Annotated in this window: 15 protein-coding genes and 1 pseudogene; 10 read left to right on the top strand and 6 right to left on the bottom strand. The window is 64.8% G+C overall.

Translation table 11 applies throughout. The features are described from left to right. Window positions 1-20: 20 nt before the first annotated feature. Window positions 21-824, top strand: a complete 804-nt coding sequence (locus WDM24_RS23110) for an N-acyl homoserine lactonase family protein (RefSeq protein ID WP_338832432.1) — start codon at window positions 21-23, stop codon at window positions 822-824. Here the strand turns inward: WDM24_RS23110 and WDM24_RS23105 are convergent. After that, window positions 815-1,636 (bottom strand): helix-turn-helix domain-containing protein, encoded by an 822-nt coding sequence (locus WDM24_RS23105; protein ID WP_338827057.1) that lies wholly within the window; start codon window positions 1,634-1,636, stop codon window positions 815-817. The genes WDM24_RS23110 and WDM24_RS23105 overlap by 10 nt on opposite strands. Window positions 1,637-1,728: 92 nt before the next feature. Here WDM24_RS23105 and WDM24_RS23100 point away from each other — a divergent pair, with 92 nt between their 5' ends. Continuing rightward, window positions 1,729-2,607, top strand: a complete 879-nt coding sequence (locus WDM24_RS23100) for a DMT family transporter (RefSeq protein WP_338827055.1) — start codon at window positions 1,729-1,731, stop codon at window positions 2,605-2,607. On the opposite strand, the gene WDM24_RS23095 is transcribed toward WDM24_RS23100, so the two are convergent. After that, window positions 2,608-2,799 carry a hypothetical protein gene (locus WDM24_RS23095; protein WP_338827053.1) on the bottom strand — a complete coding sequence of 64 codons (192 nt, stop codon included), beginning with the start codon at window positions 2,797-2,799 and terminating at the stop codon, window positions 2,608-2,610. It lies immediately after the preceding gene. A gap of 174 nt (window positions 2,800-2,973) precedes the next feature. On the opposite strand from WDM24_RS23095, the gene WDM24_RS23090 reads away from it, so the two are divergent. After that, window positions 2,974-4,227 carry an adenylate/guanylate cyclase domain-containing protein gene (locus tag WDM24_RS23090; RefSeq protein WP_338827052.1) on the top strand — a complete coding sequence of 418 codons (1,254 nt, stop codon included), beginning with the start codon at window positions 2,974-2,976 and terminating at the stop codon, window positions 4,225-4,227. Here the strand turns inward: WDM24_RS23090 and WDM24_RS23085 are convergent, their stop codons facing one another. After that, window positions 4,228-5,469, bottom strand: coding sequence for an MFS transporter (locus tag WDM24_RS23085; RefSeq protein ID WP_338827050.1), 1,242 nt, complete (start codon window positions 5,467-5,469; stop codon window positions 4,228-4,230). Between the two features lie 384 nt (window positions 5,470-5,853). Here WDM24_RS23085 and WDM24_RS23080 point away from each other — a divergent pair, with 384 nt between their 5' ends. Further along, the gene (locus WDM24_RS23080; RefSeq protein WP_338827048.1) at window positions 5,854-7,227 is read left to right on the top strand and encodes an Nramp family divalent metal transporter; all 1,374 of its coding nucleotides are present in this window, start codon (window positions 5,854-5,856) and stop codon (window positions 7,225-7,227) included. 13 nt (window positions 7,228-7,240) lie between these two features. Here WDM24_RS23080 and WDM24_RS23075 read toward each other — a convergent pair whose 3' ends face one another. Both WDM24_RS23075 and WDM24_RS23070 read right to left on the bottom strand, forming a co-directional pair. Beyond that, window positions 7,241-8,017 (bottom strand): arginyltransferase, encoded by a 777-nt coding sequence (locus WDM24_RS23075; RefSeq protein WP_166296929.1) that lies wholly within the window; start codon window positions 8,015-8,017, stop codon window positions 7,241-7,243. Window positions 8,018-8,103: 86 nt separating this feature from the next. Continuing rightward, the gene (locus WDM24_RS23070; RefSeq protein WP_338827046.1) at window positions 8,104-8,661 is read right to left on the bottom strand and encodes an RDD family protein; all 558 of its coding nucleotides are present in this window, start codon (window positions 8,659-8,661) and stop codon (window positions 8,104-8,106) included. Window positions 8,662-8,866: 205 nt separating this feature from the next. Between WDM24_RS23070 and WDM24_RS23065 the strand changes: the two genes are divergently transcribed. Next, window positions 8,867-9,457: a DUF6151 family protein gene (locus tag WDM24_RS23065; protein WP_338689218.1), complete on the top strand. Its 591-nt coding sequence runs from the start codon at window positions 8,867-8,869 to the stop codon at window positions 9,455-9,457. Between the two features lie 5 nt (window positions 9,458-9,462). On the opposite strand, the gene hemB is transcribed toward WDM24_RS23065, so the two are convergent. Continuing rightward, complete coding sequence (hemB, locus tag WDM24_RS23060) at window positions 9,463-10,527, bottom strand: porphobilinogen synthase (protein WP_338827044.1); 1,065 nt, start codon at window positions 10,525-10,527, stop codon at window positions 9,463-9,465. A 205-nt stretch (window positions 10,528-10,732) separates the two neighbouring features. Here hemB and WDM24_RS23055 point away from each other — a divergent pair, with 205 nt between their 5' ends. From WDM24_RS23055 to WDM24_RS23035, 5 genes and pseudogenes are all read left to right on the top strand, one after another. Further along, the gene (locus WDM24_RS23055) at window positions 10,733-11,194 is read left to right on the top strand and encodes a DUF6163 family protein (protein ID WP_029081124.1); all 462 of its coding nucleotides are present in this window, start codon (window positions 10,733-10,735) and stop codon (window positions 11,192-11,194) included. A gap of 665 nt (window positions 11,195-11,859) precedes the next feature. After that, window positions 11,860-12,378: a transcriptional regulator LdtR gene (ldtR, locus tag WDM24_RS23050; RefSeq protein WP_018271925.1), complete on the top strand. Its 519-nt coding sequence runs from the start codon at window positions 11,860-11,862 to the stop codon at window positions 12,376-12,378. A gap of 186 nt (window positions 12,379-12,564) precedes the next feature. Beyond that, window positions 12,565-12,795, top strand: coding sequence for a hypothetical protein (locus WDM24_RS23045; protein ID WP_338689212.1), 231 nt, complete (start codon window positions 12,565-12,567; stop codon window positions 12,793-12,795). Between the two features lie 20 nt (window positions 12,796-12,815). Beyond that, the gene (locus tag WDM24_RS23040; RefSeq protein ID WP_021078384.1) at window positions 12,816-13,037 is read left to right on the top strand and encodes a hypothetical protein; all 222 of its coding nucleotides are present in this window, start codon (window positions 12,816-12,818) and stop codon (window positions 13,035-13,037) included. 363 nt (window positions 13,038-13,400) lie between these two features. Next, window positions 13,401-14,176 (top strand): annotated as a pseudogene (locus WDM24_RS23035) (IS5 family transposase). The last annotated feature ends 581 nt before the right edge of the window (window positions 14,177-14,757 follow it).

The following is a 14,757-nucleotide window of genomic DNA, read 5'->3' as shown; positions in this document are numbered from 1 at the left end:
AGAAGGCAATCGGTCTCGTGATGTTGCTGTGGGTCGCGGGTGCGACGCCGCAGGCCGGCGCTCAGCCGGCGAATTCAGGCGTCGAGAAACTGTACATCCTCAACTGCGGCGAGGGCGTTGCCGGTGACATTTCGCGCTGGTCGCCCGGCGTGAATGAAGGCAAGTCGATGGACTTCGTCGACAATTGCTATCTGATCAAGCACGCGCAGGGCTGGTTCCTGTGGGACACCGGCATTCCCGACGCGGTGGCGGCGATGCCGAACGGCCTTGCGCCTGCCGATCCCAAGGCGGTCACCTGGCGGCGGCCGAAGACGCTCGCCGCGCAGCTCGACCAGCTCGGGGTCAAGCCGTCGGACATCAAGGCAATCGCCGTCTCGCACACCCATCCCGATCACATCGGCAATGTCGAGCTGTTCCCGGCCGCGATGCTGTATGTGCAGAAGGCAGAATATGAGTGGCCTGGCACCAACAACGCGCCGCGCTTCAAGCCTGAGCATCCCGTCACCAAGCTGGAAGGCGACCGCGACGTGTTCGGCGACGGCAGCGTCACCATCCTGTCGACACCGGGCCACACGCCCGGCCACCAATCGCTGCTGGTGAAGCTGCCGAAGACCGGTGCAGTCGTGCTGACCGGTGATGCCGTTCACTTCAAGGATAATTGGGACAATCGGCGCGTGCCGAGCCTGAACGCCAGCAAGGACCAGACGCTGGCCTCGATGCAGAAGATCGCCGACACGCTGACCAAGGAAAAGGCGCAGCTCTGGATCAACCACGACAAGGCGCAGCGCGACGGGCTGAAAATGTCGCCGGACTTCTATGATTGAGCCGCTTTGGCGCTATTTGCTTTCGACCAATTCCGAAACAGCTGCGCCGTCGCCTCGTCCATCGGAAAGAAGCTTTCGATGCGCAGCTCCTGCAGCGTGACGTCCTGGGGCGTTCCGAGCGTTGCGATTGTGGTGAACAGCTGCAGGCCGACATCGCCCTTGCGGAACAGCATCGGCAGCACCGGTCCGGACGCCGGCCCCGCGGGCGGCGCGGCCAACGCGGCCTCGACACCGTCATAGGACAGCAGGCGCTTGAGCAGTTCCACTGTTGCGGTGGTGCCGTCGGCGGCGGCATCGGCTTCGACGCTGCGGACGAAATAGCCGGCCACCTCGGCCCAGTTGGTGAGATAGGGGCGCAGCACGTCGGGCGCGACCAGCGCGTCGGCGAGATTGACGGGCGTGCCGGGCGCCGGTGGTCCGACCAGGAATTCCACCAGCCGTCCGGCGCCTGCATTGGCGAGCAACAGATTCCAGTGCCGGTCGACCACGACCGCGGGAAACGGCTCCTGCTGCGCCAGTATGAAATCCAGCGCGTGACGGATCTGGGCGAGCTCCGGCGCGGCAAGGTCGGTTTGCCGCCATACCGGCGCGAAGCCGGCCGCGACCAAGAGCGCGTTCTGCTGGCGCAACGGCACGTCGAGCGCCGCAGCGAGCCGGATCACCATGTCGCGGCTCGGTGCGGCGCGCCCGAGCTCGAGGAAGCTGAGATGGCGCTGGGAGATGTCCGCGCGCCCGGCGAGCTCGAGTTGCGAGTGGCCCTTGCGCTGCCGCCACCAGCGCAGGCTGGCTTCAAAATCGTGCTGCTGCGACATGGATACCTGCCGAAAATACCTGTGAAGTAGTTGCCGGAATGATCTCACTCGGCAAGATGCCACAAGCGAACACGAAACGCATGGGGAGCAGGATGGGCGAGTGGATCGGCGTTGCGATTGCACTGGTCTCGAGTTGCCTCGGCGGTACGGCGGCGGCGATCACGCGCTATTTGGCTGGTAACGCCGACCCGATCACGCTGGCGATCCTGCGCTGGGCGATCGGATTTCTCTGCGTGCTCCCGGCCGCGGTCCTGCTCGGCGCGAAATGGCCGCGGCGCGAGGATCTGCCGGCGGTCGCAGCACTCGGCGTTGCCTTCTTCGGGGTGTTCTTCGTGCTCTATAACCTCGCGATGTCCTACACGACCGCGGCGCGCGCCAGCCTTGCGCTGGCGACCTTGCCGCTCTCCACCATGGTGGTCGGCGCCTTGCTCGGCATCGAACCGCTGACGATGCGCAAATCGGCCGGGGTCTCGATCGCGGTGCTCGGCGTGGCGGCCGCGCTGGCATCCGGGCTGTCGGCGGCGCCACCGGGGGCATGGCGCGGCGAGTTGATCATGGCCGCCGCGGTGCTCTGCATGGCGTTCTACAACGTGCTGTCGCGACCGTTCATCCGTCGCTCCAGCGCGCTCGGCTTCCTCGCCGTGGGCATGGGCGCGGGAGCGGCCGCGCTGGTGGCGGTCGGGATGTTCACCGGCAGCCTGGCGACGTTGCGCGATTCCGGCACGCCGCAGTGGATCGCCGGGCTCTATCTCGGAATAGCCGGCGGCGCGCTCGCTTTCATCCTGTGGGTGCTGGCGCTGGAGCGGGCATCGCCGACCCGTGTTGCCAACACCATGACGGTCAATCCGATCGCCGCAGGCCTGCTTGCCAAGCAGCTGGTCGGGGAGCCGATCACGGTCAATCTGGTCGTCGGTCTGATCGCGGTATTCGCCGGAATCTGGATCGCGACGTCGGAGACCAAACCGGCCTGATCAGCTGCGCGGGGCTGATGGTGCGGTCGGCGGCGGGCCGGGCACGTGCTTCGGCTTCAGCGTGCCGGCGTAGAACGACAGGGTGAAGATCAGGATGAGGCCGGCGAGATAGACCCCATAGGATTGCGGCGGCGTGATCGCCCATTGCAAGAAGCGTCGGATCGGATTTGGCGGGGCAGCATCATTGTCCATGCGCTCTTGTGCGCGAAGGCCGCAGCAAAGGGAAGCGGAATTCGCCGGCTTCAGCGGCGGTGTTCCGCGCGAAATGGTGAGGCGGGCGGCCTTGCAATGCTGCATCGGCGTCCGCATCTGTCACGCGACGACCAGCCCTTCCTCCCGCACCAATTGCCCGGCATAATCCAAAGTATGGAACTGACGCCCCGTTTGCGCCTCATGAATTGGTTGGTCCGCCAGGGTCTGACCGGCCTGCCGGAAAACGACCTGCTACGCGGCTTCTGCGAGCGCTGCCGGGCCGCCGGCATGCCGCTGTCGCGGGCGATCGTCTTTATCGACACCCTGCATCCGATCTTCGAGGGACGCGGTTTCCGCTGGAATGACGGCGAGAGCAACGAGGCCGACATCTTCGAATACGGCTCGACCAGCAGCGGCGAAGCAAGCCAGAACTGGCGGCGGTCGGCCTTCTACCACATGCTCGAAAACGGCCATGACGAGATGGTGATCGATCTCACCGGCGCGCACGATTTTTCGATGATCGGCGACCTCGCCGAGAAGAGCCACAAGCATTTCGCCGCGTTCGTGCATCGCTTCGGCGAGGCCGGCACGATCGGCGAGATGGACTGCTTCTACTCCTACTACACCACCCGCCATTCGGACGGGTTCGATGCCAACCACATGGCGGCGCTGCGCGACCTGGTGCCGGTGCTCGGGCTCGCGATCAAATCGGCGGCGCAGGTCGAGATCGCCCGCACGCTCGGGCGGGTCTATCTCGGCCGCGAGACAGCGGAGCAGGTGCTGCGCGGGCGCATGCAGCGCGGCATCACCGAGAAGATCAAGGCCGTGCTGTGGTACTCCGACGTGCGCGGCTCGACCGCGATCAGCGAGCGCATCGGCCCCGACGAGATCATTCCGTTCCTCAACGACTATGCCCAGGCCTCGATCGACGCGATCCATGATGCCGGCGGCGAGGTGCTGAAGCTGATCGGCGACGGCGTGCTGGCGATGTTCACCAGCGAGAACATGACGGGCGCCAAGCGCGCGGCGCTGCGGGCCGAGCACAGATTCCGTCACAATATGCGGGTGCTGAACGATCGCCGCGAGAACGAGGGGCGGCCGACCACATCAGCCTATGTCGGCCTCCATGTCGGCGAGGTCTTCTACGGCAATATCGGCAGCGAGGACCGGCTGGATTTCACGGTGGTCGGGCCCGCCGTCAACGAGGTCAGCCGGATCGCCTCGATGTGCGCCTCGGTCGATCGGGAATTGCTGACCTCGACCGATTTCCGCACCGGGCTCGACGCTGCCGGCCGCAACTATCTGGTCTCTACCGGCCGCTTCGTGCTGCGCGGGATCGGCCACGCGCAGGATCTCTATACGCTGGATCCGGCCGTTGCCGCCGACGAGGTCGTCGGCGGCAAGTATGAACGGTACTTGGCGAGCTGATCAGCAGCGCGCCGGCTCGCCGACCATGTCGGGCTGGCGCCTCAGCGACACCGCAGGCGACATCAGGATCACCAGCGCCTGGGCGGCGAAGATCGCGGCCGCGAGATAGAGGCAGGCTTCGGCGCCGTAGAGGCCGCCGACGATGGCGCCGAGTGCGGAGCCGAGCGGGCGGGCGCCGTAGCTCATGATGTTGATCGCCGAGACGCGCCCGAGCAGCGAGGGCGGCGTCACCGATTGCCGCAGCGTAGTGGTCGAGATCACCCACAGGATCGGGCCGACGCCGAGCAGGAAGAAGCTGAGGCCGGCGAGCAGCGGCGTTGGGAACCAGGTCGTCAGCGCCATCACGGTCGCGGCGACGAAGCCGGTGACGGGACCGAGCCCGATCACGGTGCCGAACGCCAGGCGCTTCATCACGCGGGTTGCGAACAGCGCGCCGACCACCATGCCGACCCCGTACATCGCAAGCGTCGTGCCGACCCCGGTGGCGCTGAGCCCGAGATGGCGCACCGCATAGGGCACGAACACGGCGAGCAGCAGGAAGGATGCGGTGTTGAAGATGAACTGGGTGATGAACACCGGCCGCAGCAAAGCGTGGTGCATCACGAAGGCCGCGCCTTCCTTGATGTCCTGCAGCGGATGACGCCGCGGTGCGGGCGGACGCGCCGGCTCGTAGATGCCGGCGAGCAGCACGACCGCGATCGCCGACAGCGCCGCGGCGAAGCCGAACGCGGGCGCAGCGCCGACCCAGCCGACCAGCACGCCGCCGAGCGCGGGGCCGCTGGCAAAGGCGACGGTGCGGGCAAGCTCGATGCGGGCGTTGGCGGCCGGCAATTGCTGTGACGTCACCAGCGAGGGGACCAGCGCAGGCGCTGCGACGCTGTAGGCGACCGTGCCGCAAACCGCCACGAAGCCGAGCAGAGCGAGCAGCGGCAGCGTCATCAGGCCGAGCCACAACAACAGCAGGATCGCGGCAAGGGCCGCGGCGCGCAACGCCTCGGAGCCCGCCATCACCCAGCGCCGCGACACGCGGTCGGCCAACAGGCCGGCGGGGATCGCAAACAGGATGAAGGGCAGCGTCAGTGCGGTCTGCAACAGGCCGGTCTGGCCTTCGCCGACGCCGAGCAGCAGCACGGCGACGATGGGCGCAGCCGCAAGCGCGATCTGCTCGGCCGATTGCGCGGCGAGGTTGGACCAGGCCAGACGATTGAAGGTGGCCGGCAGGCGAGGCGTATCGGCGGACATGGCAGTATCCTTGGGACATTCGATCTGACCATAGTGTGGGATTGGACGGCGTCCGATCCCACCCGTTTCCCGACACCGCGTCAGCGTCCTCGCCATGCGAATGTTGTCACGCGCGAAATTGGCATCGGCGTCGATCCGCTGCGCCGAACATGCCCTGTGCTTGCCGCTGTATCGGCGTGACGCTCGCGCCCGTTCTGGTGATTGTCCGCAAGCGATGCGCTGGAGGAGCGATCCCTTCGGCGTCGCTGGCGATCCCTCCGCCCGCCTGGACAGGCGGCGGGGTCTTGCGGTGCCGGGAAGGCGGGGCGGCGGTTTCATTTTCGTGAGCCTAGATGCAGTTGCAAATGAGTTGCAATAACGAGTGAGTTCGGTCATGTTGGCTGAATGGACGCTCGGACGCCTGAAATGCCTTCTGTTTCTCTTCCCGTCACCGTGCCAGGAGGCTGGCGCGGCGACGCCGCTCATGCGCGCAGCCTGCCCGAGGTGAATGCGACCGTCGCGGTGCCCATTGGTGGCGTGTGGTGGCGGCGGCTGCTGGCGTTCGCCGGGCCGGGCTATCTGGTCTCGGTCGGTTACATGGACCCCGGCAATTGGGCCACCGATATCGCCGGCGGATCGAAGTTTGGCTACACGCTGCTGTCGGTCATCCTGCTGTCGAACCTGATGGCGATTCTGCTGCAGGCGCTTGCGGCGCGGCTTGGCATCGCCACCGACCGCGATCTCGCCCAGGCCTGCCGCGCGACCTATTCGCGGCCGGTCAATTTCGTGCTCTGGCTGGCCTGCGAGGCCGCGATCATCGCCTGCGACCTCGCCGAGGTGATCGGCACCGCGATCGCGCTGAAGCTCTTGTTCGGCATTCCCTTGATCGGGGGCGCGCTGCTCGCGGCGCTCGATGCGTTCCTGCTGCTGCTGCTGATGAACCGCGGCTTCCGCTTCCTCGAAGCCTTCGTGATCGCGCTGCTGATCGTCATTGCGGTCTGCTTCGTGGTCCAGATCGCAGCCGCCGCGCCGCCGATTGCCGGCGTGATCGGCGGCTTCATGCCGTCGCGCGAGATCGTCACCAATCCGGAGATGCTCTACATCGCGATCGGCATCATCGGCGCCACCGTGATGCCGCATAACCTCTATCTGCACTCCTCGATCGTGCAGACCCGCGCCTATCCGCGCACCGAGGAGGGGCGTCGCGACGCGATCAAATGGGCGACCACCGACTCCACCATCGCGCTGATGCTGGCGCTGTTCGTCAATGCCGCGATCCTGGTGCTGGCAGCCGCGACCTTCCACAAGAGCGGCCATTCCGACGTCGCCGAAATCGACAAGGCGTTCGAACTGCTGTCGCCGCTGCTCGGACTCGGCATCGCCTCAACGCTGTTTGCCGTGGCGCTGCTCGCGTCCGGCCTCAACTCGACGGTAACGGCGACGCTGGCCGGCCAGATCGTGATGCAGGGTTTTCTGAACCTGCGGATGCCCAATTGGGCGCAGCGGGTGGTGACGCGTGGCATCGCGATCGTCCCGGTCATCGTGGTCGCCGCGCTCTATGGCGAGAGTGGCACCGCGCAACTGCTCGTGTTCAGCCAGGTCGTGCTGTCGATGCAGCTGCCGTTCGCGGTGATCCCGCTGGTGCGCTTCGTGTCCGACAAGCGCAAGATGGGCACGTTCGCGATTTCGCTGCCGGTTGCGGTGACGGCCTGGATCGTCGCCGGGCTGATCGTGATCCTGAACGTGAAGCTGCTGATCGATACGTTCTTCGGCACCTAGAGCGTCTAGCGCGCTAGTCCTGCGGCTCGGCCAGCGCTTCACCCGTGGCGTCGACGCGCAGCCAGCCCGACGGCGCGAGCCGTTGCTGCGGCAGGAAGCGGCCCTTGTAGTCCATCTTCTTCGAGCCCTCGATCCAGTAGCCGAGATAGACGTAGGGCAGGCCCTGGCGGCGGGCGCGGGCGATATGATCGAGGATCATGAAGGTACCGAGCGAGCGGCTTTCCAGCCCCGGCTCGAAGAAGGAATAGACCATCGACAGCCCGTCGCTGAGCACGTCGGTCAGCGCCACCGCCATCAGCTCGTCGCCGCGGCCGGTGATGGCGCTGTCGGCATTGCGCTTGCGGTACTCGATGATCCGGGTCTCGACATGGCTGTCCTCGACCATCATCGCGTAGTCGAGGACGGTCATGTCGGCCATGCCGCCGTTGCGGTGGCGGCGGTCGAGATAGGCCCGGAACACCGAATATTGCTCTGATGTCGGCACCGCGGTGCGCTGCTCGCCGATGATGTCGGCGTTGCGGGCCAGCACCTTGCGGAAGTTGCGGGACGGGCGGAATTCGTTGGCGACGACCCGGACCGAGACGCAGGCCCGGCAGGCGTCGCAGGCCGGGCGGTAGGCGATCGACTGGCTGCGGCGGAAGCCGCCATGGGTCAGCAAGTCGTTGAGATCGCCCGCCTTGTCGCCGACCAGGTGCGTGAAAACCTTGCGCTCGTGCCGGCCCGGCAGATAGGGGCACGGTGAGGGCGCCGTCAGATAGAACTGGGGGGTATCACGCGAGTGCTGGGTCACGTCAGATCGTCGGGCTCCACAAACAATACAGGCAGCCGAGTTAGCATCGCCCTCCGGAGGCTAACGGTCAATTGGTTTAGGCGGGCCTAATAATAGGCCCGCGCGGCCGGGCTGACCGGGGTCCGGACCGAGCTGTTGATAACGACGGTTCCGAGGATGATGTCGTGCAACAGCCGGCGGCGGCCGTTGAGGAGTCCGACCAGCAGCACCAGCGGCGACAGGAACGAGATCGTCACCCAGAACAGCACCGCATGGGTGGCGCCGAGCACGAAATAACCGCGCGCGCCGTACCAGGTGCGCAGTTCCAGATCCATCATGCGCATGCCGATGGTGGCCGAGTGCTGCCCGCCGATCGAGGCGCCGTAATAGACGATGGCCCAGACGATCGAGGCCGGCGACACCAGCCAGAACAGCGCCCAGCCGAGGCCGAGCGTGACGACGCCGAACACCGCGATGAAGATCACCGCCAGGATCACCGGCACCGACAGCACGACGAGGTCGATCAGGAACGCGAACACGCGTCGCGTCAGCACGCCGCGGAACAGGTCCGGCTGCATCAACGGATCGAACGCATGCGGGGGAACGCCGCCCTCGCTGCGCCAGGCTTCGTTACGCCAGGTGCCGCCGTCATTGCCATGGGACATGACCAACCTCCGATGAAAGTCCCGCGCAGGACATGGGAGCAGGAGGCCCGCCTGCCAAGTCCGCGCGAACATTAACTAGCCGAAATAATCAGGCGATTCGGCGGCCGGAAGCGCCCGCCCGGGTGTAGGCTGGAGGTTGTGCGACGGCGGGGGACATATGGGAACACAAATCGGGTTGCGCTGCCGCTGCGGAGAGGTTCGAGGCGTGGTCACGAACGCGGCACCAACGGCCGTCAATCGCGTCGTCTGCTACTGCGACGACTGCCAGGCCTTCATGCATCGGGTCGGCCGGGCCGATCTGCTCGATGTCCACGGCGGCACCGACATCGTCCAGGTCGCACCGGCGTCGCTCAGCTTCGTGCAGGGGCATGACAGGATCGTCGGACTGCGGCTGACGCCAAAGGGGCTGTACCGATGGCACACCACCTGCTGCAATTCGCCGGTGGGCAACTCGCTGACACCTGCCGTCCCGTTCGTCGGAATTGCGGTGCAGGCCTTCGACGGCGGTGCGTCGCGCGTGGACGAGGTTTTCGGCAAGCCAACCGGCGCAATCCTCGGCAAATATGCAATCGGCGAAGCCCCGAAGGGATCGACCGGCTTCAAGCCGTCGCTGATCCTGCGCGTGATCGGCAAGGTGTTGGGCTGGCGCCTGCGCGGCAGGACCTGGCCGCATCCGTTCTTCAAGCGCGAGACAAATGAGCCGATCTACCCGCTGACGGTGCTGTCGCAGGGCGAGCGCGAGGCGCTGCGCCCGCTGTGCGGTCCACGTCCAACCGCGCCGGCCGGACCCGTGTAGCGCCCTTACGATTCCGCCTTGATCTTCTCGGCGGCCTGCGGTGCGAAATAGGTCAGGATGCCGTCGGCGCCGGCGCGCTTGAAGCCGAGCAGGCTCTCCATCATCGCGCGCTCGCCGTCGATCCAGCCATTGGCGGCGGCGCCCGCGATCATCGCGTATTCGCCGGACACCTGGTAGACGAAGGTCGGCATCGCAAAATTGTCCTTCACGCGGCGGACGATGTCGAGATAGGGCATGCCCGGCTTCACCATCACCATGTCGGCGCCCTCGGCGATGTCGAGCTCGACCTCGCGCAACGCCTCGTCGGAATTGGCGCTGTCCATCTGGTAGGTGCGCTTGTCGCCGGTCAGCGTCTTGGCCGAGCCGATGGCGTCGCGGAACGGGCCGTAAAATGCCGAGGCATATTTCGCCGCATAGGACATGATCTGCACGTCACCAAAGCCGTTGTCGTCGAGCGCCTCGCGGATCGCGCCGATGCGGCCATCCATCATGTCCGACGGCGCGATCACGTCGCAGCCGGCCTCGGCCTGGGTCAGCGCCTGCTTGACCAGCACCGCGACCGTCTCGTCGTTGAGGATCTTGCCGCCTTCGATCAGCCCGTCATGGCCGTGGCTGGTGAAGGGATCGAGCGCGACGTCGCAGAGCACGCCGATATCGGGAAATTCCTTCTTGATCGCCCGCACCGCCTGGCAGACCAGATTGTCGGGATTGAGCGCCTCCGAGCCCTGCTCGTCGCGCAGCGACGGCTCGGTGAAGGGGAACAGCGCGATGCAGGGAATATTCAGCCTGGCGGCGCGCTCGGCGTCGCGGACGATCTGGTCGACGGTGAGGCGGTCGACGCCCGGCATCGAGGCCACCGGCGTGCGGGTGTTGTGGCCGTCGACAACGAACATCGGCCAGATCAGATCGTTCGTGGTCAGCACGTTCTCGCGCACCAGGCGGCGAGCCCATTCGGTCTTGCGGTTGCGGCGCATCCGGATCGTGAGGTCGAGCGAGGGGGAGGCGAGGGCCTCGGTCTGGCGCCGCGGCGCATCGCGCAGTTCGATCGGGCGCCCGAATTTGATCGCCATGTCTTCTCTCCTCGGGGACGGCTGGTCTGGACCTGATATAAGTCCAGTTCTAGCACCTGTCAGGGGCGCCGTCATTGCGCCGCTATTGCACCCCTATTGCATCCTTGGCGCCCTTGATTTGCCGCAACGGCAATTGATTTTGCGCGGCTGGCGGGCCAAGACTGCGCCATGAACCCCATTTGGCAGCCGTTCTGCGGCGATTCGGATGTCTGACACCTCTGCACGCGATCAGGCGCGGGACAACGCCATCTCGGTGAGCGCGATCTCATCCGACCGGATCGAGCCGGACGACAATGCGTGGACGCGGCGCCTCGTCATCTTCCTGCGCATCATGGCCGTCGTCTCGGTCGCCAAGGGCCTCTATCACTGGGCTCAGGTCACCGGCTTCGTCGGCGGCGAGGAGGAGGCCTTCGAGAACCAGTCGATGGCCTGGCAGACCGCGACGATCTATTTCGCTGTCATCGAGCTTGTCGCGGCCGTCGGTCTCTGGCTCGCGACGCCTTGGGGCGCCGTGGTCTGGCTGACCACCGTGGTCTCGATGGCGGTCATCGAGCTGATGTTTCCCGGCATCTATGGCGGCAGCCTCACCGTGGTCGGGCTCGAGGCCGTGATGCTCGCAGCCTATCTCGCGCTCGCCTGGATGGCGGCGCGCGAACGCCCGCCATAGATCCGCACGCCGCGACGGCGGGATCGACTGTTGCCTCGCGGCGACAGCGCGACGAATAGCGGATAGCGCCTGCCAATATATGGCTGTCGTGCGCGCAACGAGAAGACAGCGCTATTGGTTCTGTTACGTGGGTGCCACAGATCGTACCCCTTTCGAGACACCCCATCGCGGGAGCGTCTCTGCGGGACCTGCCGTCGGGACCCATTTCTTTCGGATCTTGGCGCACGCGCTAGCCGGCTTTGCGCTGGTCGACGGCGGAACCGGTCTGTCCGCGGCAACACCCGACCGGCCGCTTACGCGCATCGTGTGCACATCCCGCGACGTGACCCCATAAAATTTTCAGAGAATTTTCCGGTAACCGATCGGTCACCGTAAAGGGTTCCCTCATACCCGTTACGCCACCGTTTCGAATTCGAACGAAGCTGTTTCCGAATGTGACAGGGCAGGCAGACGAAGCGTGAACAGCGGGCTGCCACCGTCAATGAAAAGTTGCGAAAAGCCCTTGATCCATGGGCTTAATCCACGATTCACTGTCTTAAATTCATGATCTCTTTATTCTCTTATTTAAGCGGATATTCAAACGGCCCCCTTACGTTGGACCTATCAGGCGGGACACAAGTTTCGTCGAAATAAAGTCGATAAAAACGACAAACAGGGGAAGTGTCATGATGAAAGCCGTTGCGACAACGGCGGCGGATGCCGCCGATCGCGCTACCGGTCAAGCTCCGGTGCAGCCGCTCTATCTCGAAGCACTGACTTTGGTGGAGCGGCTGCATCGCCGGCTCCTCGACGTCATCAAGGACGAATTCGACCGCCGCGGCCGCGCCGACATCAACTCGGTGCAGGCGCTGCTGCTGTACAACATCGGCGACAAGGAGCTGACCGCCGGCGAGCTGCGTACCCGCGGCTACTATCTCGGCTCCAACGTCTCCTACAATCTGAAGAAGCTCGTCGAGCTCGGCTTCCTCGATCATCAGCGCTCGCGCGTCGATCGCCGCTCGGTCCGCATCCGTCTGACCCCGCAGGGCCAGGAAGTCCGCAAGATCGTCGATGCGCTCTATCAGAAGCACGTCAAGACGGTCGAGCAGGTCGGCGGCATCTCGAACGAGGAGTTCGCGAGCCTCAACAAGTCGCTGCATCGCCTCGAGCGCTTCTGGACCGACCAGATCCTGTATCGCCTCTGATCCTTCCTTTGTTCGCCTGATGGCCAAGCCGGCCGCCCAGAAGACCGGCAGCCTTCCTCCAGTCAACGCATCGGTCATGCCCGGCCGATGCGTTTTTCATGCTGCACCTGCGAAAATAAATCGGGCCCGGTAAGGAACCAAGGCGTTCCCCGAAGCTTATCCCTTGGCCAACAGAAGGGCAGGGATATGCTGGTCGAACGCGGGATCGAGGTGCTGAATGTCGAGGTCGTCGGTGACGCCTACGCGATCGCCTCGAACTATCTGCGCAAATCCGGTGCCATTCCCGACACTTTCGCCACCAATGAGCGCCTCCTCAGCATCATCGTGAAGCTGTTCCAGCGCGGTGAGATGAACCGGCTCCGCCTTGCCAACAAGGCGATCGCGAAGTTCGAGGCCGAGACGCTGGTGGTCGCCTGAGCGTCAACCCGGAGACATCAATGGAAGCCGCGATCGATCGGATCATGCAGACGTATGATCTGCTGCTCAACCGCACGTCCGCTGCGAGCGACGAAGCGCGGGCGAAGGTGACGGAGTACGTGCAGACGCTATTCGAGGCGGGCGAGCGTGATACGCATCGGCTGACCGTGTGCGGGCTGACCTATCTGCGCCAGCTCGACGGCAGCACCGACCATGTGAAGGCCGGGTATACCGGGCTGTAAGGTCAGCCTGGTTTCGCGGACCGTCTCCACGTCATTGCGAGCGAAGCGAAGCAATCCATGGTTCAACGTGGCGATGCGATGGATTGCTTCGTCGCGTTGCTCCTCGCAATGACGGGGTGAGTTTCTGATTCAACTGTCAAACAGCTAGTTCGGTGTCATCACCCGCGAAAGCGGGTGATCCAGTATTCCAGAGACGGGGGTGCTTGAGCCGAGAGGCCGCGGCGTACTGGATCGCCCCGCTTTCGCGGGCATGACGGCGCGGGTGCCTCACACACGGTCGTCGTCCTGGCCTAGGTGGTGTGGACTCTAAGGATTCCCTTTTAGGAGCAAATCAGATTCAAGGCTGCTTTTGGGGAGGCCGCCTTGGGTGTGATGGACCGTTTGGTATTGAGCGACGCGGCGTGGGAGCGGATAGCGCCGCTGATCATAGGGCGCCCCGATCAGAAGGGCTCCACCGGGCGCGACAACCGGATGTTCGTGGAAGGTGTGCTGTGGATCGTGCGTACGGGGTCTCCCTGGCGCGATCTTCCGGAGGTGTTTGGGGACTGGAACAGCGTGTTCCGGCGCTTCAGTCGATGGAGCATCAAGGGTGTTTGGTGGCGGATCTTCGAGGCGATGTCCGATGATCCGGACTTCGAATATCTGATCGTCGATTCCACCATTGTTCGGGCGCATCAGCACGCCGCCGGCGCCAAAAAGGGGGGTCTGAAGATCAAGCGGAAGATCAAGCGATCGGCCGCTCGCGCGGCGGCCTGAGCACCAAGATACACATGGCCGTTCGAGGCTTGGGATGTCCGGTGCGGTTCACGCTTACCGCAGGTCAGAAGGGCGATGCACCGCAAGCCGCCGCATTGATCGAAGGCTTATCCGCCGAGGTCGTCATGGCCGATACGGCCTATGACGCCGATCACTTGCGCCAGGCCATCGCCGCCAAAGGCGCGCTCGCCGTGATCCCCAACAACCCGTCACGGGCGCTCAAATATCCACTCGACAAGCATTTCTATGCCCAGCGTCATCTCGTCGAATGCTGCTTCTCAAAGCTCAAGCAGTTCCGCCGCGTTGCAACCCGCTTCGAAAAGACCGCCCGAAATTACCTGGCCGTCGTCACTCTCGCAGCCATCGTCTTATGGATGCGATAAGTGTCCACACCACCTAGTGCGCAATTGCGCACGGGAGCCAGGACCCATAGCCACCGCACTTGGTGAGGAACGGGATCGTGGCCCCAACGTCGCACAACAATTTTGATTTGGGGTAATGGGTCCTGGCTTTCGCTAGGACGACACAGAATGTGTTGCGCCAGCTGTGGGTTATGCTTCGGCATTCTCGCGACATGATTTGTCCGAGCTTTGCTTCTCGTTCCGCCCTCTCCTTGAACAGAGGGCGCAGGGAAAGCCGGGTGCCGATCGCACCCATGGGCCCCGTGCAAAGGTAGAAAGCACGGGGGTAGGACCACAGGTGTAACCGGAGCAATCCGGCTTTCCCTGCGCGATGGTTGTACGGCTTACTTCGTGCTCTCCCCGGCGAGACTTGGCTTGTTTGTCACCGCCCCCGCATCACGCCTTCGCGTGTTGCGACGAGACACCTGCCGCTAGGGCGTCAGGACCACACGACTTCACCGTCCGCCTCACATGCGTTCGTCGCTTGCATGATCCGCGTCCACCGCATCTCACCGCAACACCCGTGACGATGCGCAGCGCCCCTCGATCGGGTGAGACGGGCG

It is taken from the genome of Bradyrhizobium sp. 27S5, assembly GCF_037217225.1.
Taxonomy (GTDB): Bacteria; Pseudomonadota; Alphaproteobacteria; order Rhizobiales; family Xanthobacteraceae; genus Bradyrhizobium; species Bradyrhizobium septentrionale.
The sequence above is the reverse complement of the archived record's forward strand: the minus strand, read 5'-3'. Positions and strand labels throughout refer to the sequence as shown.

Excerpts from the sequence above, each read along its gene's own strand:
- hemB (WP_338827044.1), bottom strand. The coding sequence starts at position 10,527 with ATGGCGATCAAATTCGGGCGCCCGATCGAACTGCGCGATGCGCCGCGG.
- WDM24_RS23110 (WP_338832432.1), top strand. The coding sequence starts at position 21 with ATGTTGCTGTGGGTCGCGGGTGCGACGCCGCAGGCCGGCGCTCAGCCG.
- WDM24_RS23095 (WP_338827053.1), bottom strand. The coding sequence starts at position 2,799 with ATGGACAATGATGCTGCCCCGCCAAATCCGATCCGACGCTTCTTGCAA.
- WDM24_RS23070 (WP_338827046.1), bottom strand. The coding sequence starts at position 8,661 with ATGTCCCATGGCAATGACGGCGGCACCTGGCGTAACGAAGCCTGGCGC.
- ldtR (WP_018271925.1), top strand. The coding sequence starts at position 11,860 with ATGATGAAAGCCGTTGCGACAACGGCGGCGGATGCCGCCGATCGCGCT.
- WDM24_RS23080 (WP_338827048.1), top strand. The coding sequence starts at position 5,854 with ATGGACGCTCGGACGCCTGAAATGCCTTCTGTTTCTCTTCCCGTCACC.
- WDM24_RS23100 (WP_338827055.1), top strand. The coding sequence starts at position 1,729 with ATGGGCGAGTGGATCGGCGTTGCGATTGCACTGGTCTCGAGTTGCCTC.
- WDM24_RS23040 (WP_021078384.1), top strand. The coding sequence starts at position 12,816 with ATGGAAGCCGCGATCGATCGGATCATGCAGACGTATGATCTGCTGCTC.
- WDM24_RS23045 (WP_338689212.1), top strand. The coding sequence starts at position 12,565 with ATGCTGGTCGAACGCGGGATCGAGGTGCTGAATGTCGAGGTCGTCGGT.
- WDM24_RS23085 (WP_338827050.1), bottom strand. The coding sequence starts at position 5,469 with ATGTCCGCCGATACGCCTCGCCTGCCGGCCACCTTCAATCGTCTGGCC.
- WDM24_RS23090 (WP_338827052.1), top strand. The coding sequence starts at position 2,974 with ATGGAACTGACGCCCCGTTTGCGCCTCATGAATTGGTTGGTCCGCCAG.
- WDM24_RS23105 (WP_338827057.1), bottom strand. The coding sequence starts at position 1,636 with ATGTCGCAGCAGCACGATTTTGAAGCCAGCCTGCGCTGGTGGCGGCAG.
- WDM24_RS23055 (WP_029081124.1), top strand. The coding sequence starts at position 10,733 with ATGTCTGACACCTCTGCACGCGATCAGGCGCGGGACAACGCCATCTCG.